At 54.2% G+C, this 18,634-nt stretch carries 19 protein-coding genes and 1 riboswitch; of the genes, 8 read left to right on the top strand and 11 right to left on the bottom strand.

Annotated features, from left to right (window positions below; all coding sequences use genetic code 11):
• Positions 1-88 precede the first annotated feature (88 nt).
• Genes JTI98_RS12530 through JTI98_RS12520 form a run of 3 tightly spaced genes read left to right on the top strand, consistent with a single transcriptional unit; the run spans position 89 to position 3,323 of the window.
• Positions 89-1,360: a nucleoside permease gene (locus tag JTI98_RS12530; RefSeq protein ID WP_044258683.1), complete on the top strand. Its 1,272-nt coding sequence runs from the start codon at positions 89-91 to the stop codon at positions 1,358-1,360.
• Positions 1,357-2,361 (top strand): ADP-ribosylglycohydrolase family protein, encoded by a 1,005-nt coding sequence (locus JTI98_RS12525; RefSeq protein ID WP_043000162.1) that lies wholly within the window; start codon positions 1,357-1,359, stop codon positions 2,359-2,361. The genes JTI98_RS12530 and JTI98_RS12525 overlap by 4 nt, the downstream gene beginning before the upstream one ends.
• The gene (locus JTI98_RS12520) at positions 2,358-3,323 is read left to right on the top strand and encodes a carbohydrate kinase family protein (protein WP_058588275.1); all 966 of its coding nucleotides are present in this window, start codon (positions 2,358-2,360) and stop codon (positions 3,321-3,323) included. Before JTI98_RS12525 ends, JTI98_RS12520 begins: the two co-directional genes overlap by 4 nt.
• On the opposite strand, the gene JTI98_RS12515 is transcribed toward JTI98_RS12520, so the two are convergent.
• From JTI98_RS12515 to JTI98_RS12500, 4 genes are all read right to left on the bottom strand, one after another.
• Positions 3,297-4,043: a GntR family transcriptional regulator gene (locus JTI98_RS12515; protein ID WP_043000160.1), complete on the bottom strand. Its 747-nt coding sequence runs from the start codon at positions 4,041-4,043 to the stop codon at positions 3,297-3,299. The two genes, JTI98_RS12520 and JTI98_RS12515, sit on opposite strands and share 27 nt — an antisense overlap.
• 41 nt (positions 4,044-4,084) lie before the next feature.
• Complete coding sequence (thiD, locus tag JTI98_RS12510) at positions 4,085-4,885, bottom strand: bifunctional hydroxymethylpyrimidine kinase/phosphomethylpyrimidine kinase (protein WP_044326945.1); 801 nt, start codon at positions 4,883-4,885, stop codon at positions 4,085-4,087.
• Complete coding sequence (gene thiM, locus JTI98_RS12505; RefSeq protein ID WP_216081315.1) at positions 4,882-5,670, bottom strand: hydroxyethylthiazole kinase; 789 nt, start codon at positions 5,668-5,670, stop codon at positions 4,882-4,884. Before thiM ends, thiD begins: the two co-directional genes overlap by 4 nt.
• 31 nt (positions 5,671-5,701) lie before the next feature.
• Positions 5,702-5,799, bottom strand: a riboswitch (TPP riboswitch).
• Positions 5,800-6,056: 257 nt separating this feature from the next.
• Entirely contained in the window at positions 6,057-6,491 is a 435-nt protein-coding gene (locus tag JTI98_RS12500; RefSeq protein WP_044326954.1) for a hypothetical protein, read from the bottom strand.
• A 737-nt stretch (positions 6,492-7,228) separates the two neighbouring features.
• Between JTI98_RS12500 and rcnB the strand changes: the two genes are divergently transcribed.
• A complete protein-coding gene (rcnB, locus tag JTI98_RS12495; RefSeq protein ID WP_043000157.1) occupies positions 7,229-7,555 on the top strand; it encodes a Ni(II)/Co(II) efflux transporter accessory subunit RcnB in 327 nt (108 codons plus the stop codon).
• Between the two features lie 212 nt (positions 7,556-7,767).
• Here the strand turns inward: rcnB and apbC are convergent, their stop codons facing one another.
• Entirely contained in the window at positions 7,768-8,877 is a 1,110-nt protein-coding gene (apbC, locus tag JTI98_RS12490) for an iron-sulfur cluster carrier protein ApbC (RefSeq protein WP_043000156.1), read from the bottom strand.
• A gap of 165 nt (positions 8,878-9,042) precedes the next feature.
• On the opposite strand from apbC, the gene metG reads away from it, so the two are divergent.
• Both metG and JTI98_RS12480 read left to right on the top strand, forming a co-directional pair.
• Positions 9,043-11,076, top strand: coding sequence for a methionine--tRNA ligase (gene metG / locus JTI98_RS12485; RefSeq protein ID WP_044266118.1), 2,034 nt, complete (start codon positions 9,043-9,045; stop codon positions 11,074-11,076).
• A gap of 203 nt (positions 11,077-11,279) precedes the next feature.
• Positions 11,280-11,738: a YehR family lipoprotein gene (locus JTI98_RS12480; protein ID WP_043000154.1), complete on the top strand. Its 459-nt coding sequence runs from the start codon at positions 11,280-11,282 to the stop codon at positions 11,736-11,738.
• Between the two features lie 44 nt (positions 11,739-11,782).
• On the opposite strand, the gene JTI98_RS12475 is transcribed toward JTI98_RS12480, so the two are convergent.
• From JTI98_RS12475 to JTI98_RS12465, 3 genes are read right to left on the bottom strand one after another with little or no spacing between them, the layout of a single operon-like run.
• Complete coding sequence (locus JTI98_RS12475) at positions 11,783-12,253, bottom strand: DUF1456 family protein (protein ID WP_043001885.1); 471 nt, start codon at positions 12,251-12,253, stop codon at positions 11,783-11,785.
• Positions 12,254-12,299: 46 nt separating this feature from the next.
• Positions 12,300-13,019, bottom strand: a complete 720-nt coding sequence (gene btsR, locus JTI98_RS12470) for a two-component system response regulator BtsR (protein WP_043000153.1) — start codon at positions 13,017-13,019, stop codon at positions 12,300-12,302.
• Positions 13,012-14,700 (bottom strand): sensor histidine kinase, encoded by a 1,689-nt coding sequence (locus tag JTI98_RS12465; protein WP_216081314.1) that lies wholly within the window; start codon positions 14,698-14,700, stop codon positions 13,012-13,014. The genes btsR and JTI98_RS12465 overlap by 8 nt, the downstream gene beginning before the upstream one ends.
• Positions 14,701-14,923: 223 nt before the next feature.
• On the opposite strand from JTI98_RS12465, the gene mlrA reads away from it, so the two are divergent.
• Together mlrA and JTI98_RS12455 are read left to right on the top strand one after the other, a co-directional pair.
• Positions 14,924-15,655, top strand: a complete 732-nt coding sequence (mlrA, locus tag JTI98_RS12460; protein ID WP_043000151.1) for an HTH-type transcriptional regulator MlrA — start codon at positions 14,924-14,926, stop codon at positions 15,653-15,655.
• A gap of 59 nt (positions 15,656-15,714) precedes the next feature.
• Complete coding sequence (locus tag JTI98_RS12455) at positions 15,715-15,822, top strand: protein YohO (RefSeq protein ID WP_042318015.1); 108 nt, start codon at positions 15,715-15,717, stop codon at positions 15,820-15,822.
• On the opposite strand, the gene JTI98_RS12450 is transcribed toward JTI98_RS12455, so the two are convergent.
• The 3 genes from JTI98_RS12450 to JTI98_RS12440 are packed head-to-tail and all read right to left on the bottom strand — an operon-like array spanning position 15,803 to position 18,624.
• Entirely contained in the window at positions 15,803-16,534 is a 732-nt protein-coding gene (locus tag JTI98_RS12450) for an ABC transporter permease (protein WP_043000150.1), read from the bottom strand. The genes JTI98_RS12455 and JTI98_RS12450 overlap by 20 nt on opposite strands.
• Positions 16,518-17,465: an ABC transporter ATP-binding protein gene (locus JTI98_RS12445; protein ID WP_043000149.1), complete on the bottom strand. Its 948-nt coding sequence runs from the start codon at positions 17,463-17,465 to the stop codon at positions 16,518-16,520. The genes JTI98_RS12450 and JTI98_RS12445 overlap by 17 nt, the downstream gene beginning before the upstream one ends.
• Positions 17,458-18,624, bottom strand: a complete 1,167-nt coding sequence (locus JTI98_RS12440; RefSeq protein WP_216081313.1) for an ABC transporter permease — start codon at positions 18,622-18,624, stop codon at positions 17,458-17,460. Before JTI98_RS12440 ends, JTI98_RS12445 begins: the two co-directional genes overlap by 8 nt.
• Between the last annotated feature and the right edge of the window lie 10 nt (positions 18,625-18,634).

The raw sequence follows: 18,634 nt of genomic DNA, 5'->3' as shown, positions 1-18,634 counted from the left end.
CGGTCAAGGTTTCACCTTAAAGGTATTTAAAAGGTATTATTAAGTGGTACTGTCATGGCGTACCTTACCTGTCATGAAGGATTTAAAGATGAAAACTACAGTGAAACTGTCGTTCATGATGTTCGTTGAATGGTTTATCTGGGGAGCCTGGTTTGTTCCGCTCTGGCTCTGGTTGAGTAAAAGTGGTTTTACCGCCGGTGAGATTGGCTGGTCTTATGCCTGTACGGCGATCGCCGCAATTCTGTCGCCGATCCTCGTGGGCTCGCTGACCGACCGTTTCTTCTCGGCGCAAAAAGTGCTGGCAGTACTGATGTTCGCCGGTGCGGTACTGATGTATTTTGCCGCTCAGCAGACGACGTTCGGTGGATTCTTCCCGCTGCTGCTGGCCTATTCGCTCACCTATATGCCAACCATTGCGCTGACCAACAGCATCGCGTTTGCTAACGTGCCGGACGTGGAGCGTGACTTCCCGCGCATCCGCGTAATGGGCACCATCGGCTGGATTGCCTCTGGTCTCGCCTGTGGATTTCTGCCACAGATGCTGGGCTATAATGACATCTCGCCAACCAACATCCCGCTGCTGGTGACGGCGGCCAGCTCTGCGCTGCTGGGTGTGTTTGCCTTCTTTCTGCCGGATACCCCGCCGAAAAGCACCGGCAAGATGGACGTCAAAGTCATGCTGGGCCTGGATGCGCTGATCCTGCTGCGTGATAAAAACTTCCTCGTCTTTTTCTTCTGCTCGTTCCTGTTCGCGATGCCACTGGCGTTCTATTACATCTTCGCCAATGGGTATCTGACCGAAGTGGGGATGAAAAACGCCACCGGCTGGATGACCCTCGGTCAGTTCTCCGAAATCTTCTTTATGCTGGCGCTGCCTTTCTTTACGAAACGCTTTGGTATTAAGAAGGTATTGCTACTTGGTCTTATCACCGCGGCGATCCGCTACGGCTTTTTCATCTACGGCAGCGCAGACGAATATTTCACCTATGCCCTGCTGTTCCTCGGTATTTTGCTGCACGGCGTGAGCTATGACTTCTATTACGTGACGGCATACATCTACGTCGATAAAAAAGCGCCAGTGCATATGCGTACCGCCGCACAGGGGTTGATTACGCTCTGCTGTCAGGGCTTCGGCAGCCTGCTGGGCTACCGTCTCGGCGGCGTGATGATGGAAAAAATGTTTGCTTATCCGGAGCCGGTCAATGGCCTGACCTTCAACTGGGCGGGCATGTGGACATTCGGGGCGGTGATGATCGCCGTGATAGCCCTACTATTCATGATTTTCTTTCGCGAATCGGACAAAGAAATTACCGCTATTGAGGTTCGCGAGACTGCGTTGACACAAGGGGAAGTAAAATGAAAGCAGAACGTATTCTCGGTGCTCTTTACGGGCAGGCGTTAGGGGATGCGATGGGTATGCCGTCAGAACTGTGGCCAAGAACCCGCGTCAAAGCACACTTTGGCTGGATTGACCGCTTTCTGCCGGGCCCAAAAGAAAATAATGCGGCCTGTTATTTTGGCCGCGCAGAATTTACCGACGATACCTCAATGGCGCTCTGTCTGGCGGATGCTCTGCTGGAACGTGACGGCGAGATCGACCCGGACCTGATTGGACGGAACATTCTCGACTGGGCGTTGCGCTTTGACGCCTTCAATAAAAACGTTCTCGGGCCGACGTCGAAAATCGCCCTGAACGCGATTCGCGACGGGAAACCGGTAGCAGAACTGGAGAATAACGGCGTCACCAACGGTGCGGCCATGCGCGTATCGCCATTGGGATGCCTGCTACCCGCCCGCGATCTGGATGCGTTTATTGAGGATATCGCGCTGGCCTCCAGCCCGACGCACAAATCCGATCTGGCTATCGCCGGTGCGGTGGTGGTGGCATGGGCGATTTCACGGGCGATTGAGGGTGATTCCTGGGCCGCAATTGTTGACTCGCTTCCCGCTATCGCCCTGCACGCCCAGCAAAAGCGCATTACTACGTTCAGTGCATCGCTTTGTGCGCGTCTGGAGATGGCGCTGAAAATTGTGCGCAATGCTGACGGAGCCGAAGCGGCCAGCGAACAGTTGTATCAGGTGATTGGCGCCGGAACCAGCACGATCGAATCGGTGGCCTGCGCCATTGCGATGGTCGAACTGGCGCAAACGGATCCCAATCGCTGCGCCATTTTGTGTGCCAACCTCGGCGGCGATACCGATACCATTGGAGCAATGGCAACGGCCATTTGCGGCGCGTTGCAGGGTATAGGTGCCATCAATCCGGTATGGAAACAGGAGCTGGATACGGTCAATCAGCTCGATTTCAACCGCTATGCGACGGCGCTTGCTCGTCTGCGCCAACGTCGGGAGGCGTCATGAACACTTCACGTTTAGCCGAACTGTTGCCGGGTTTAACAACTCGCCAGCCAGTCACGGTTGTCGGCGCGGCGGTCATTGATGTCATCGCTGATGCCTATGCCCTGCCCTGGCGCGGGTGTGACATTGAACTGAAACAGCAAGGCGTTAACGTCGGCGGCTGCGCGCTGAACATCGCCGTGGCGCTGAAACGGCTGGGTATTGATGCCGGTAACGCCCTGCCGCTGGGCCAGGGCGTATGGGCCGAGATCATTCGTAACAGGATGGCGAAAGAAGGGTTACACAGCCTCATCGAGACCACACAAGGTGACAACGGCTGGTGCCTTGCGCTGGTCGAACCGGATGGCGAGCGCACGTTTATGTCATTCAGCGGCGTGGAGAACCAGTGGAATACCGACTGGCTGGCCCAGCTCACCATCTCACCTGACAGCCTGATTTATCTTTCGGGCTATCAACTCTCCTCACCCTGCGGCGAGCTGTTGGTGCAGTGGCTGGAAGGGCTGGATCGCGTTATGCCGTTTATCGATTTTGGCCCGCGCATTGGCGATATTCCTGATGCACTGATGTCACGCATTCTGGCTTGTCGCCCTCTGGTGTCGCTCAATCGTCAGGAAGCCGAAATCGCGGCGGAGCGGTTTGGTCTCAGCCAGGATGTGGAAGACTTAGGTGCGCAATGGGTGAAGCAATTTTCTGCGCCGTTAATCGTGCGCCATGACAAAGAAGGCGCCTGGTATTTCAGCGCGCAATCTTCCGGATGCGTACCCGCCTTCCCGACAACGGTCGTTGACACGATTGGCGCCGGTGACAGCCACGCGGGCGGCATGCTGGCCGGGCTGGCGTCGGGCTGGTCGCTGGCGGATGCCGTGCTGCTCGGCAACGCCGTGGCATCGTGGGTGGTAGGACATCGCGGCGGTGACTGTGCGCCGTTTCGCGAGGCGTTACTCCTCGCACACAAAGACGTATAAATCGCTTCGGCAGTAGCTGATGCTGTACTCGATGGGCCGCTGCTGTTGGTCAAGCGCCACCTGTTTGATCACCAGCACCGGCACTTTGCTGTCCATCTGGATATGCGACTGGAACTCAGCATCCGGCATCTTTGCACTCACCCGTGAGCGCGTGCGCTGGGGATGGATATGCTGGCTGCGGAAATAGTCGTACAGCGATATGCCAATTTCATCGGCATCATGAATAAGATGCGCGGGCACCCACGACTCCTCGATAGAAACCGCGTCCTCATCAACGTAGCGGATGCGCTTAAGCAGAAACACATCGCTGCCGGCGGCAATCGCCAGCTGTTGCGCCACCTCTTCCGGACACTTAACCACCCGTTTGTTGACCCATAAGGTGTCCGGTTTTTTCCCGCGCAGCACCACCTGTTGAGAAAACCCACGCGCCTCTTTCAGCGAATATTCAAAGATGTTGTTGATCTGCGTGCCGTAGCCGCGAGCACGCGTCACCACGCCTTCTTCTTCCAGCGCCTGCATCGCTTTGCGCACCGTGATGCGCGAAACGCCCGTTAACTGACTGAGATCGCGTTCGCCAGGCAAAATGTTGCCATGCGCAATCACGCCACTGCGCACGGCATTTTTCACCGTCTCGGCAAACTTGATATACAGCGGGGTATTATCCACCGCTGAAATACGTTCGTTCAGTTGCGCGATAAGTTGAGTATGCGCTTGTTCCATGAGTCTTTTTCCTGACAGCCAGTCTGCTGCCAGTATATACGCTACCAATACGCGTGGAAATGATGAACCGGCCCGATGCCGTGTCCAACCTCCAGCGTGTCGGCCTGCGCGAGCGCCGCCGACAGCCAGACTTTCGCCTCCTGCACTGTCCCGGCCCAGTCAGCATGTCGTGGACGCAGCGCGGCCAGCGCCGCAGAGAGCGTACATCCGGTGCCGTGCGTGTTTTTGGTCATCACCCGCGGTGCGGTAAAGCGCTGTTCACCGGTCGCAGTAAAGAGCCAGTCAGGACTTTGTTCATCGTCCAGATGACCGCCTTTCATCAACACTGCGCCACAGCCCATCGCCAGCAACGCCCGCCCCTGTTCCAGCATCTCTTTTTCTGTTCGTGCGTGCGGGCAATCCAGCAGCGCTGCCGCTTCGGGCAGATTAGGCGTAATGAGTGAAACCTGTGGCAACAGTCGCCTGCGCAATGTCTCAACGGCGGAAGTCGACAATAACGGATCGCCACTTTTCGCCAGCATGACTGTGTCGAGTACGACATTCTGCACCTGATGGCGTTCCAGTCGCTCCGCCACCGCCTCAACGATATCGGTTTCCGCCAGCATACCGATTTTGGTGGTATCGATGCGCACATCGCTGAACACCGAATCGAGCTGGGCGGCGACAAAATCCGGTTCAATGCGATACACCGACTGCACGCCACGTGTATTCTGCGCCACCAGCGCGGTAATTACCGCACAGCCGTAAGCGCCGAGCGCCGAGAAGGTTTTCAGATCGGCCTGAATACCGGCGCCGCCGCTGGGATCGGTACCGGCAATGGTCAGTGCGTTAATCCGCTTCATGCTGCGACCTCCGCATCCAGGGTGTAGAGCGCATCGAGAAAGGCCGGAAGAAAACTGCCGGGTCCGTGACAGATTTTGCTGGCGTGCTGCCCTGCCAGTTTCATCCATCCACAGGCGGACGCGATGTTTTCGATCCGGTTTCCGGGTAGCGCGCAGCTGGCGGCGACCACGGCAGAAAGCGCACAGCCAGTGCCCACGACTTTCGTCATCAGCGGATCGCCGCCGGTGACGCTCAGAGTGCGCTCGCCGTCGGTGATGTAATCCACTTCGCCGGTGACTACCACAACAGCGCCGGTGTGGCGGGCAAGAATCTGCGCCGCCGGCAGAGCCGTTGCAACCGGGTCGGTAGCATCCACTCCACGCCCCCCAGCGCTTTCACCGGCTAACGCCAGGATCTCAGAGGCGTTACCGCGAATGGCAGCCGGTGTTAAGGCAAGGAGTTCCAGGCAGAAACGGCGACGGTATTCAAGCGCGCCTACGGCAACCGGGTCCAGTGTCCATGGAGTTTTGGCGCTGTTTGCCTGCTCAACCGCCGCCCGCATTGCATGTGCACGCGGTTGTGTCAACGTGCCGACGTTGATGAGCAACGCGCTGGCAAGGGCTGCAAACTGGCGAGCTTCTTCGGGCTCAATCACCATCGCCGGAGAAGCCCCCAGCGCCAGTAGCGTATTGGCGGTAAAACTCTGCACGACGTCATTGGTCATACAATGTGTTAACGGAGAAAGGATACGAAAATCTTGTAAGGTACGAACCGCATGTTCGCGGCTGTGCAGGTCAGGCTGCATGGTTACGCTCCTGCCCGCGCGAAGAAGGGACACGAGCAGTGTCTGACTTCCCTACGCTGGCATTATCCAGATCAGGTGGTACGGGTATTTCTCAGCCCTTCGTGAAAAGGGGCACCCCGAGTCATTAACGAAATTTTTCTGCGTGACGGTCAGGTCACTCGCGTGATGATACCCTCACTGCCCCGATTTGTAACCCTTTCGCTACTCTGCATTTACCTGTTCAGCCTGAACATCAATAGTGAAAGCCGCCACCCGCACGGCGGCAACATCCTCTTATACCGCGTCAACCATTAGTTGGGCATGAGCAACGGCTTGTTGTGCCTGCGCAATATCAGAAGCATCTGCGGAAAAGGACGTTAGCGGAATAAGCGCTAACAGATAATCTCTCATTTCGCCCACCCCAAAAACTGTCTCTGCTCGTTCAGCACGGCTAACCGCCCGTTGGTGTACACGACAAAATAGTGCAACCCTTGTTGATAGACCGTCGCTTTTTCCTCTTTCTCGATAACCGCAGCATGAGCTCCATCAATATCAAGCCCGGTGCTCACCTTTTTAATTTCCATGCCTTCAAAGTGATATATGTTTTTTTTCTTTGCCGCCTGAGCGTGTTGCTTTATCGCTTCACGTGCATTCACATACGCGTTTTGCTCCGCGTTATTGATAATCATCTGTTGATTAGACTGTTCTACCTGATAGCAGACATCACGACTGACGCCTTTGGCTTCACAGCGCGCCAGGCGCTGCTCTTCCGACACGCAGCCGGACAGAATACTGACAACCAAAAGCGAAAATACCGCCTTTTTTATAGTTAACTGTTTCATCACTGCCATCACCATCATTAATTAACAAAATAATATCACCCTGCAAAAGCAGCGTGTTTTTATATCACTATTTAGTGCGCAGAATATTTAGGCTGCTTTCATCTGTCAATATAATTTAGGGAAATTAAGATCAAATAACTTAGAGGATGCATGACACCAGGATAAATCCGAAGAAAATAGTTATTCGCTGTCTTCAAATTTGCAATTAATTAACGTAACAAATACAAAAGACTAATGTCATCAAAACGATGATTCTTAATAACTATTCAGCGTGTTTTCCATGATCTTTATCAATATTGACAATCCAGGAATAATCCATAGTTTTATTTCAATCTGTTTATATGTTGACATTAATTAATTGTTATAGCTAGACAATTCTCAACAACATCGTCTGTAATACGTATTTAAAAATGAGCCTCCGGATAGTGAAGTTAATTATTTTTCATTTTTTCCTGCACACCCTTATCATCAGTGCGGGTTTTATTGCAGGCGTGATGTACGCTGAACGTCTGCATTTTTGCATATGGGGCTAATCCACTGTTAGCCTGTGTTCCGAAATGCATCGCCCTCTCCCCGTATTTGGCGATTTTCTTCTATAGTGCATGTCAGACTAATAAATTTTACATTTTTTACGAATTTTTCGGGAATCTAACAAACCCGCGCTTGTCAGTTATCATGAAGGCCGGGAAAGATACACGACTGATTTTGAGGGTCCTAACAGTGGAGAGCGTAGAAGTATGAAGAATAAATTGGTGGTAGGCGCGCTGCTGCTCGCATCCAGCGCGGTCTGGGCCGCACCAGCTACAGCCGTCCCCGCGAAGGGGATTGATCAATATGAACTCAGTGGTTTCATCGCCGACTTCACCCACTTCAAGCCTGGCGATACGGTGCCAGAAATGTATCGCACTGACGAGTACACCATCAAACAGTGGAATCTGCGTAATTTACCTGCGCCAGATGCCGGGACACACTGGACCTACATGGGCGGTGCCTATGTGCTGATCAATGACGCTGACGGTAAAATTATTAAAGCTTACGACGGCGAGATTTTCTATCATCGTTGAGGTTCGCCCCCCTCGGGCTGAGGGGGAATTCAACGCTTATTTTATCGTTAAGGTCATCAGGATAACCCCGCACAGGCGGTCAGATTTAAGAAGAACGCCCACGTTATTCAGTGGCTCTGCATAACTCAGATAGCGTTATTCAAATTAGATATTCACCACACCGATATAAAATCAATGCGGTGAATAGAGAGAATAAAACCGTTTAGCCGAAATCAGACGGCGCGAAAGGCAATTTCGCCGGGGATGACTTCACCCTGCCAGTAAAGCTGTGCGGCAACACGTCCCGCCAGTTCGCGATACATCACGGTGAAATCACTGTCCGGACGGCTGACCACGGTTGGCGTCCCACGATCGAGATCTTCACGCAGACTAATATGCAACGGCATTTGTCCCAACAGTTGCGTGTGATACTGCTCAGCCAGTTTTTGCGCGCCACCGGTACCAAAGATCGGTTCATGATGACCGCAGTTGCTGCAGATATGCATGCTCATGTTTTCGACAATGCCCAGCACCGGCACTTCGACTTTTTCAAACATGACAATGCCTTTTTTAGCGTCGATCAGCGCAATGTCCTGCGGCGTGGTGACCACCACGGCCCCCGTGACCGGAATGTTTTGCGCCAACGTCAGCTGGATATCACCAGTGCCCGGCGGCATATCCAGCACGAGGTAATCCAGATCCGGCCACAGCGTCTCTTGTAGCATCTGCATCAGCGCCTTACTGGCCATCGGCCCACGCCACACCATCGCGTTATCATCAGTGACCAGATAACCGATGGAGTTGGTCGCCAGCCCGTGAGACATGATCGGCGCCATATGGGTACCATCCGGCGAGGTTGGGCGCTGGTTTTCCGCCCCCAGCATAGTTGGGATCGACGGACCATAAATGTCGGCGTCCAGAATCCCGACTTTCGCCCCTTCTGCCGCCAATGCCAGCGCCAGGTTTACCGCAGTCGACGATTTACCGACGCCGCCTTTGCCGGAGCTGACGGCGATAATGTTCTTCACGCCGTTCACGCCTGGCTGATTTTTCACGCGCTTCAGGGTGGCGATGTTGTGAGAAAGCTTCCAGTCGATCGCCTTCGCCCCGGTAATTCGCAGCAGATCAGCGCTACATTGCTCTTTTAACACCTCAAAGGCACTGTGCCAGACGAACGGCATGACCAGTTCAACGTGCAGCGTGTCATCCATCCAGGCGACGTGGTGTAACGCTTTAAGTGTCGTCAGGTTATGCTTCAGGGTGGGGTGCTGAAAATTGGCCAGCGTCCCGGCGACCATGGCGCGCAGGGTTTCTGGTGATTTGGCCTGGGATTGTGCGTTCATCCCGACTCCTTTTTGTTGTTCTGAAAAGGTCAATTGTAGTGAGGTAGTGTACTCCAGCGGTAACAATTATTCATTTGTGGTTTGATGCCCTTAATTCTTGGCGTAGTTATTACCTTTCAGGTAACATCAGAACCCCCTTTCAACAGAGAAGAAGTAACACCTACTATGACTCAAGTCGCGAAGAAAATTCTGGTAACGTGCGCGCTGCCGTACGCCAACGGCTCAATCCACCTCGGCCATATGCTGGAGCACATCCAGGCTGATGTCTGGGTCCGTTACCAACGAATGCGCGGCCACGAGGTCAACTTCATCTGCGCCGACGACGCCCACGGCACGCCGATCATGCTGAAAGCACAGCAGCTTGGCATCACCCCGGAGCAGATGATTGGTGAAATGAGTCAGGAGCACCAGACAGATTTCGCCGGGTTCAACATCAGCTATGACAACTACCACTCCACGCACAGCGACGAGAACCGGGAATTGTCTGAGCTCATCTATACCCGTCTGAAAGAGAACGGTTTTATTAAGAACCGCACCATTTCTCAGCTCTACGATCCGGAAAAAGGCATGTTCCTGCCGGATCGTTTTGTGAAAGGTACCTGCCCGAAATGTAAATCACCGGATCAATACGGCGACAACTGCGAAGTGTGCGGCGCGACCTACAGCCCGACTGAGCTGATCGAACCGAAGTCTGTGGTCTCTGGCGCGACGCCAGTGATGCGTGACTCCGAACACTTCTTCTTTGACCTGCCCTCTTTCAGCGAAATGCTGCAGGCGTGGACTCGAAGCGGCGCGCTGCAGGAGCAGGTGGCGAACAAAATGCAGGAATGGTTTGAATCCGGCCTGCAGCAGTGGGATATCTCCCGCGATGCCCCTTACTTTGGTTTTGAAATCCCGAATGCGCCAGGCAAATATTTCTATGTCTGGCTGGATGCGCCAATCGGCTACATGGGCTCTTTCAAAAACCTGTGCGATAAGCGCGGCGATACCGTCAGCTTCGACGAATACTGGAAGAAAGATTCTACTGCCGAACTGTATCACTTCATCGGCAAAGATATCGTCTATTTCCATAGCCTGTTCTGGCCTGCCATGCTGGAAGGCAGCAACTTCCGTAAACCGACGAACCTGTTCGTGCATGGTTATGTCACGGTCAACGGCGCGAAGATGTCCAAATCCCGCGGCACGTTTATTAAGGCCAGCACCTGGCTGAACCATTTTGATGCCGACAGCCTGCGTTACTACTACACCGCGAAGCTCTCTTCGCGCATTGATGATATCGACCTGAATCTGGAAGACTTCGTCCAGCGCGTAAACGCCGATATCGTCAACAAGGTGGTTAACCTCGCCTCCCGTAACGCTGGCTTTATCAACAAACGTTTCGATGGTGTACTGGCGGCTGAACTGGCTGACCCTGCGCTGTATAAAACCTTTACCGATGCAGCGGCTGTGATTGGCGAGGCGTGGGAAAGCCGTGAGTTCGGCAAAGCGATCCGTGAAATCATGGCGCTGGCGGATGTCGCGAACCGCTATGTTGACGAACAGGCACCGTGGGTGGTGGCGAAACAGGAAGGTCGCGACGCCGATCTGCAGGCGATCTGCTCAATGGGCATCAACCTGTTCCGCGTGCTGATGACGTACCTGAAGCCGGTGCTGCCGACGCTGAGCGAGCGCGTTGAAGCATTCCTGAACAGCGAACTGCGTTGGGATGCTATTGCGCAACCGCTTCTGGGCCATAAGGTCAATACTTTCAAAGCTCTGTATAACCGTATCGATATGAAGCAGGTGGAAGCGCTGGTGGAAGCCTCTAAAGAAGAGGTGAAAGCTATGGCAGCTCCGGTAACCGGCCCACTGGCGGACTTCCCGATTCAGGAAACCATTACCTTTGACGATTTCGCGAAAGTCGATCTGCGCGTAGCGTTGATTGAAAACGCTGAATTCGTTGATGGCTCCGATAAACTGCTGCGCCTGACGCTGGATTTGGGCGGCGAGAAGCGTAACGTCTTCTCCGGCATTCGCTCTGCTTATCCGGACCCGCAGGTGCTGATTGGTCGTCATACGGTCATGGTGGCAAACCTGGCGCCGCGTAAAATGCGCTTTGGCATCTCAGAAGGGATGGTGATGGCCGCAGGTCCTGGCGGGACAGACATCTTCCTGCTGACCCCGGATGAAGGCGCAAAGCCTGGACACCAGGTTAAATAAGCCTCTCTAAAGCGCCGCTCTCACGGCGCTTTTTCTTTTGCGTCATATTAATCCAGACAATAACTCGCATGATTTCAGATTTTTCAATGATCATTATCAGACATATTCAGTAGCCATTTTCCCCTCTCCTGCCTCATTTCTGGTATACATACCCTGCAAGGTTTATTTTTGAGCAGCAGACGTTTAATAAAATGGAGTTTTACATGAAAGCATTAAATACGTTTTTTTCGGTCGTTTTTGCGTCAGTTCTCGTTTTCTCTCTGGCAGGATGTGGCGACAAGGAAGAAAGCAAAACATTCAAAGCGGACGTCAATGGCACTGAGATCGTAATGACCTATACCTACAAGGGTGACAAAGTCATTAAGCAGACCTCAGAGAACAAAATCAACTACGCCTCTATCGGGGTAAAAACCAAAGAAGATGCGGCGAAAATCCTCGATCCGATCAGCGAAAAATATCAAAACATTCCTGGCGTGGAAGAGAAGCTGACCTATAAGGATGGCTACGCGGAAGAAACCGTTTCTGTTGACATGGAAAAAGTTGACTTTAAAAAGCTGCAGGGCGTGATGGGTACGCAATTCTCGGGTGACCCAAGCAACGGCATTAGCATGAAACAGAGCCAGAAAATGCTGGAAACCGCTGGCTTTAAAGAAGTGAAATAATCAAACGACGACGACCTGGCATCCAGCCGGGTCGTCGCTTTCTATCAGCCTTTATTGCCGTGCAGACGCGCCGTCAATCCGCGCAGGAAATAACGCATAAACTGATCACCACACTCGCGGTAGTTTTTATGATCCGGAGAACGCATCATGGCGGTGATTTCCGGCATTGAAACGCGAACGTTCTGCTGGGTCATAATCGCCTGAATATCATCCGTTTTCAGTGAAAAAGCGATACGCAGCTTTTTCAGCACCGTATTGTTGTTCACCCGACGCTCAAGCGCCAGTTCAGGCGCTGACTCATCTTTGCCGCGCTTCTCGTAAATCAGGCCATTCAGGAATCCGGAGAGGATAATATCCGGGCAGCGGACAAACCCCTCTTCATCTTCCCTGGTCATCCAGGTGTCGAAACCCGCAGAGGTGGATTCCATGTCGGCCAGCGCAAGAATGCGCACCATGTCGTTATTATTGGCTTTCAGGGCGTAGCGCAGGCTACGAAGAATATCGTTACTTAGCATAGAGCCTTCAACTGTCGATAATGCAATGGCGCGCAGTGTATCAGTTTTACAAGCCAATCGCCTCTTTCAAACTTTTCAGATAGCGGCGACTGACCGGAACAGTTAACCCATTACGCAGTATCAGTTCCGCCTGACCGTTATCTTCCAGACGAATTTCCTGTAACTGAGCCATGTTAACCAGATATTGTCGATGACAGCGCAGCAATGGCGTGCGGCTTTCCAGCGTTCTGAGCGTCAGTTCAGTAAAGCCTTCTTTGCCGTCGCTGCTGGTGACATAAACACCGCTCATGCGACTGCTGACGAAAGCGACATCATCCATTTGCAGCAGATAGATCCGGCTATGGCCGCTACAGGGGATAAACTTCAGCGACTGTTGGTTTTCCGGCAATACCGATACGTCCTGTTTGCTCCGCTCCTGACGCAGGCGGCTAAGGGTTTTCTCCAGCCGCGCCTCTTCTATCGGTTTAAGCAGATAATCAAAAGCGTGTTCTTCAAAGGCTTTAATTGCGTATTCGTCAAAAGCGGTCAGAAAAACAATATACGGCCGATGCTCCGGGTCGAGCATACCCACCATTTCCAGCCCGCTGATACGCGGCATTTGAATATCCAGAAACAGCACGTCCGGATGCAGTCGATGCACCGCGCCAATCGCTTCCACGGCGTTGGCGCACTCGCCAACGATCTCGATATCACTTTGTTCCTGTAACAGGATCCGCAGATTTTCCCGCGCTAACGGTTCATCATCCACAATCAGCACTTTAATCATGCGTCTCCTCCAGGGGCAGTCGTAGGGTTATTCGGGTAAAGCAATCCGGTTCGCAGACGACGCTAATACCATAATCATCGCCAAACCGTTCACGCAGGCGTTTATCCACCAGATTCATGCCCAGGCCGCTGACGTTCGCGGAGGGCTGATACAACCCTGCGTTATCTTCAATATCCAGCATCAAATACTGCCCTTCCTGACGGGCGGTGATGGACACTTCCCCCGTGCCCAGCAGTTGCGATGTCCCATGCTTAATGGCGTTTTCGACTATGGGTTGCAGAGTGAAGGCTGGCAACTGTTGATGCGCCAGCGCATCCGGCACGTTTAAACTCACCTGCAACCGCGTCTGGAATCGCGCTTTCTCAATTTGCAGATAGGCATTCACGTGCTCAATTTCGTCGGCCAGTGTGACGATCTCCGACGGGCGCTTTAAGTTCTTACGGAAAAAGGTAGAGAGATCCTGTACCAGTTGGCTCGCCTGTTCACTGTCGCGGCGCACCACCGCTTTGATGGTGTTGAGCGCATTAAACAGAAAATGCGGATTGACCTGCGCATGCAGCAGCTTAATTTCTGACTGCGTCAACATCGCTTTCTGACGTTCATATTGTCCAGCAAGGATCTGCGCGGAAAGTAGCTGCGCAATCCCCTCACCCAGCGTTCGGTTAATGGAACTGAACAACCGGTTTTTCGCTTCATAGAGTTTGATGGTGCCCATCACCCGTTGGTTTTCTCCGCGTAAGGGAATGACCAGCGTAGAACCGAGCTTGCACTGTGGATGCAGTGAGCAGCGATACGGCACTTCGTTGCCGTCAGCGTAAACCACCTCGCCCGTCTCGATGGCCCGCAGCGTGTAACCGGAGGAGATCGGCCTGCCCGGCAGGTGATGGTCGTCGCCAATCCCGGTAAAGGCTAACAGCCGCTCGCGGTCAGTAATTGCCACCGCGCCGATATCGAGTTCTTTGTACAGCACCTGCGCCACCTTCATGCTGTTCACTTCGTTGAATCCCTGGCGCAAGATCCCCTCGGTGGAGGCCGCCACTTTCAGCGCAGTAGCGGAAAACGCAGAGGTATATTTTTCAAACATCGCCCGCTTGTCGAGCAAAATACGCATAAACAGCGCCGCGCCGACGGTGTTGGTGACCATCATGGGAGCAGCGATATTGCTGACCAGTCGGTAAGCATCGTCAAACGGCCGGGCTATCAGCAAAATGATCAGCATCTGTACCATTTCGGCGACAAATGTGATCGCCCCGGCCGTCAGCGGATTAAAGACTTTATCCGTGCGTCCCCGCCGCGTCAGTACGCTGTGCACCAGGCCACCCAGCAACCCTTCCACGATGGTGGAGATCATACAACTGAGCGCCGTCATGCCGCCCATTGAGTAGCGGTGCAGACCCCCGGTCAGCCCCACCAGTCCACCCACGACCGGCCCGCCAAGCAGACCGCCCATCACCGCGCCAATTGCCCGTGTGTTGGCGATAGAGTCGTCAATATGCAGACCGAAATAGGTGCCAAGGATACAGAAAATGGAGAAGGTTACGTAGCACAGCAGTTTGTGCGGCAAACGAACGGTTACCTGCATCAATGGTATGAATAAACGAGTTTTACTCATCAGCCATGCGATAACCAAAAACACGCACATCTGCTGAAGCAGCAGCAACACCAGATTAAACTCGTACATACCTGCAGACCACACATCAACTAAAACCGCGTAACATACATCGACTCGCGGGATCTGTCTTTGAACTGTTGCATAAAATGAGAAATTAGTAAGGGATATCACACAAAAAGTACCGGTGTACTGATAAACCCCCCCCTCACCTGAACAAAAAACAGACAAAACTACCTGGTTCGAAAAAGAGCGACTAAAGTTAGACTGGGACCTCGCGAGCAAGGATAAAATAATGGCGCTTTACACCATAGGTGAAGTGGCTTTGCTTTGTGATATTAACCCCGTTACGCTTCGCGCGTGGCAACGGCGTTATGGATTATTGAAACCCCAGCGTACCGACGGGGGGCATCGCCTGTTCAATGATTCGGATATCGACAGGATCCGCGAAATCAAGCACTGGATAGATAACGGGGTGCAGGTCAGCAAAGTCAAAATGCTGTTGAGCAATGAGAACGTAGACCTGCAAAACGGCTGGCGTGAACAACAGGAAATCCTGTTGCACTATCTGCAAAACAACAATCTGCACAACCTGCGGGTCTGGCTGAAAGAGCGTGGCCAGGATTTCCCCGCGCAAACGCTGACCACCCATCTTTTTCTTCCGCTACGTCGACGATTGCAGTGCCAACAGCCGACGCTACTGGCACTACTGGGGATCCTTGATGGCGTACTGATCAACTACGTCGCCATTTGCCTCGCCTCAGCCAGAAAAAAACAGGGGAAAGATGCGCTGGTGGTGGGCTGGAATATTCACGATACCACGCGTTTGTGGCTGGAAGGCTGGGTCGCCAGTCAGCAGGGATGGCGGGTTGACGTACTGGCCCATTCGCTGAGCCAGTTTCGCCCGGACCTGTTCGAAGGGCGCACCTTACTGGTGTGGTGCGGTGAAAATCAAACATCGGCGCAGCAACAGCAACTGAATGCCTGGCGTGCGGAAGGGCACGATATTTACCCGCTTGGCATTTAATGATTCATTAACAGCTACGCTTCTCTGTATAATCTCTGGGTTAACATAAGGAGAACATCATGAGCGTAGCAAAAATCGGTGTCATCACCCTCTTTTTACTCATGGCCATCGGCGGTATTGGCGGCGTGATGCTTGCAGGCTATACCTTCATTTTGCGTGCCGGCTAAGGTGCTGCACTAACCGTTCGAACAGGCGGTCTACGATGATCGCCGCCAGCGCAACCAGCAACGCCCCCTGAATGACATACGCCGTATTGAACCCGCTCAGACCAATGATAATCGGTGTACCGAGCGTGCTGGCCCCTACCGTCGACGCGATAGTCGCAGTGCCAATATTGATAATCACCGACGTTCGCACACCTGCCAGAATCACCGGTGCCGCCAGCGGCAGCTCAACCTTGCGTAACTGTTGTCCCGGACTCATCCCCATGCCACTGGCAATGCTGCGCACACTTTCCGGGATCGATCCTATCCCCGCCAGCGTCGCCTGGAGGATGGGTAACACGCCGTACAGAATCAACGCAATAATGGCCGGTTGCTGACCAAACCCCATCACCGGCACCGCAATCGCCAATACCGCGACGGGCGGGAAGGTTTGTCCAACGGCGGCAATGGTCTCCACCAGCGGACGAAACTCTCTTCCCCATGGTCGGGTCACCACAATCCCGGCGCCGACACCAATCACCACCGCAAACAGGCTCGACACGGCCACCAGCCAGAAATGGGCCAGCGCCAGCGCGAGAAAGCTCTCCTGCTGATAGACCGGACGTGGAAGTTCGGGAAACAGGCTGGCGAAAATCGCCTGACTGTGCGGTAAACCTGCCAGCATCAGCAGGAAAAGTGCGATCAGCCAGAGCAGCGGGTCACGCAGTCGTTTCATGCGTCAGCGTCTCCGATAGCAGATCGCGAAAATGCAGCGTCCCGCAAACCATGCCCTGCCGGTTGACCACCGGTAACACATCGCGGCCGTGCGCGACAAACGCTGAAAGCGCATCGCGCAGCGTCATCGCTTCCGTCAGCGCCTCTCCGTCAATGCGCTCATCCCGGCGAACATAGTCCGCCACGGTGCGCAGTGACAGCAGTCGCACCCCCAGTTCACTACGACCGAAAAACTGTTGCACAAAATCATTCGTCGGGGCCGTCAGCATCGCCAACGGTGTCCCTTGCTGGACTATCTCGCCGCCGTCCATCAGCACCAGATGCTCCGCCAGTCGCAGCGCTTCATCAATGTCGTGCGTCACCAGCACAATGGTTCGCCCCAGCAAACGGTGGATGCGGGTCATCTCTTGCTGCAACGCCCCACGCGTGACCGGATCCAGCGCGCCAAACGGTTCATCCATTAACAGCACCTGCGGATCGGCGGCCAGCGCCCGCGCCACGCCCACGCGCTGCTGCTGCCCACCGGAAAGCTGGTGCGGATAGCGCTCGCGCAATCCCTCTTCCAGCCCGAGCAACGCCATTAATTCTGCCACCCGCTCATCAATTTTTTTGCGCGGCCACTTCAGCAGTTGTGGCACGGTGGCGATGTTCTGCGCCACCGTCCAGTGCGGAAACAGGCCAATCGACTGAATCGCGTAGCCCATCCGTCGGCGCAGTTCCAGCACCGGCAGACTGCGGATTTCTTCGCCTGCAAAGCGGATCCTGCCGCTGTCATGCTCCACCAGTCGGTTAATCATTTTCAGGGTCGTGGATTTCCCCGAGCCCGAGGTACCAATCAGTACTGAGAAACTGCCTTCCTGAATGTGCAGGTTCAGGTTGCTAACCGCGTTGTGCTCACCAAAGGCTTTATTTACGTGGCTAAATTCAATCATGGTGGGTTACCTTCAGCAGAGCGATCCCTAAATCAAACAGCGCATCAATCAGTACCGCCAGCGCGATAACCGGGATCACCCCCAGCAGCACCAGATCCACGGCACTGCTGAGCAGTCCCTGAAACACCAGCGCGCCAAAACCGCCAGCGCCAATCAGCGCCGCGATGACGGCCATCCCGACGGTCTGTACCATCACCACCCGCAGGCTACGTAAAAAGACCGGCAACGCCAGCGGCAACTGCACGTGAAGGAAACGCTGAGCGGTGCTCATGCCCATCGCACGTGCGCTTTCCAGAACATCACGGGGAACCTGATTCAGCCCGGCCACCACGCCACGAACCAGCGGCAGAAGCGCATACAGCACCAGCGCGATCAACGCCGGGGTCAAACCGGTTCCCGCCACGCCCACCGTGGCAAGCCAGGGGAACGCTTTTACCAGTCCGGCAAGCGGCGCAATCAACAAGCCAAACAGGGCAACGGAAGGAACGGTCTGGATCACATTGAGGACGGTAAACACCGGTACCTGGCGGGACGGGAAAAAATAACATCCGATACCGAGGGGAATGCCAATCACCAGCGCGGGCAATACGGTACCTGACAACAGCGTCAAATGTTGAGCCAGTGCATCATCAAAGACATCCTGGCGGTTAGCGTACTCTTTGAGTAACGAGAGATCGTCGAACGTTCCCGTCAACAGGAGTAGGAGGGGAACAATCGCTATCTGCGTATGTAACACCCAGCGCCAGAGAGGTTGCGCGGTGATCCGTCGGATGGCATCGCTGCAGGCCAGCAATCCGAGTGCAAGCCCCAGCCACAGACCGCTTCCCACACTGGTTCGCGCCAGCGGTGTCCCGGTTTCAGCCAGATACGTCGCCGCCTTGCCGACGCTCCACAACATCAGGATCACCAGCAGTTGCGCCACCACCAGCGTGCACACGGCCCCCTTTCTTCCCGGCACAAAGCACAAGGTCAACATGGCGCAACCCGCGCCGGTGAGCATCGACACCGAACCTGGCCAGAGCGTCCAGAGCTGGCGTCCCTCTCCCGATACCAGGCGATTCGGCGCATAGTTCACAAACGGCAGCGCGACAGCAGCGGCTGAAAGAATAACCAGCAGCAACAGTACGCGCTGAATACTGACTTTTGACACGTCACCCAACCTTTTTCAG

Source organism: Citrobacter sp. MGH 55, assembly GCF_016906145.1.
Classification (GTDB): Bacteria; Pseudomonadota; Gammaproteobacteria; order Enterobacterales; family Enterobacteriaceae; genus Citrobacter_A; species Citrobacter_A amalonaticus.
This window is presented reverse-complemented; position numbering and strand designations above follow the sequence as displayed.

Bases quoted from the DNA above. Each gene is read 5' to 3' on its own strand.
- JTI98_RS12445 (WP_043000149.1), bottom strand. From the start codon at position 17,465: ATGATTGAATTTAGCCACGTAAATAAAGCCTTTGGTGAGCACAACGCG.
- JTI98_RS12520 (WP_058588275.1), top strand. From the start codon at position 2,358: ATGAACACTTCACGTTTAGCCGAACTGTTGCCGGGTTTAACAACTCGC.
- mlrA (WP_043000151.1), top strand. From the start codon at position 14,924: ATGGCGCTTTACACCATAGGTGAAGTGGCTTTGCTTTGTGATATTAAC.
- apbC (WP_043000156.1), bottom strand. From the start codon at position 8,877: ATGAACGCACAATCCCAGGCCAAATCACCAGAAACCCTGCGCGCCATG.
- metG (WP_044266118.1), top strand. From the start codon at position 9,043: ATGACTCAAGTCGCGAAGAAAATTCTGGTAACGTGCGCGCTGCCGTAC.
- JTI98_RS12450 (WP_043000150.1), bottom strand. From the start codon at position 16,534: ATGAAACGACTGCGTGACCCGCTGCTCTGGCTGATCGCACTTTTCCTG.
- JTI98_RS12455 (WP_042318015.1), top strand. From the start codon at position 15,715: ATGAGCGTAGCAAAAATCGGTGTCATCACCCTCTTTTTACTCATGGCC.
- JTI98_RS12480 (WP_043000154.1), top strand. From the start codon at position 11,280: ATGAAAGCATTAAATACGTTTTTTTCGGTCGTTTTTGCGTCAGTTCTC.
- btsR (WP_043000153.1), bottom strand. From the start codon at position 13,019: ATGATTAAAGTGCTGATTGTGGATGATGAACCGTTAGCGCGGGAAAAT.
- JTI98_RS12500 (WP_044326954.1), bottom strand. From the start codon at position 6,491: ATGAAACAGTTAACTATAAAAAAGGCGGTATTTTCGCTTTTGGTTGTC.
- JTI98_RS12515 (WP_043000160.1), bottom strand. From the start codon at position 4,043: ATGGAACAAGCGCATACTCAACTTATCGCGCAACTGAACGAACGTATT.
- JTI98_RS12465 (WP_216081314.1), bottom strand. From the start codon at position 14,700: ATGTACGAGTTTAATCTGGTGTTGCTGCTGCTTCAGCAGATGTGCGTG.
- rcnB (WP_043000157.1), top strand. From the start codon at position 7,229: ATGAAGAATAAATTGGTGGTAGGCGCGCTGCTGCTCGCATCCAGCGCG.
- JTI98_RS12475 (WP_043001885.1), bottom strand. From the start codon at position 12,253: ATGCTAAGTAACGATATTCTTCGTAGCCTGCGCTACGCCCTGAAAGCC.
- thiM (WP_216081315.1), bottom strand. From the start codon at position 5,670: ATGCAGCCTGACCTGCACAGCCGCGAACATGCGGTTCGTACCTTACAA.
- JTI98_RS12525 (WP_043000162.1), top strand. From the start codon at position 1,357: ATGAAAGCAGAACGTATTCTCGGTGCTCTTTACGGGCAGGCGTTAGGG.
- JTI98_RS12530 (WP_044258683.1), top strand. From the start codon at position 89: ATGAAAACTACAGTGAAACTGTCGTTCATGATGTTCGTTGAATGGTTT.
- thiD (WP_044326945.1), bottom strand. From the start codon at position 4,885: ATGAAGCGGATTAACGCACTGACCATTGCCGGTACCGATCCCAGCGGC.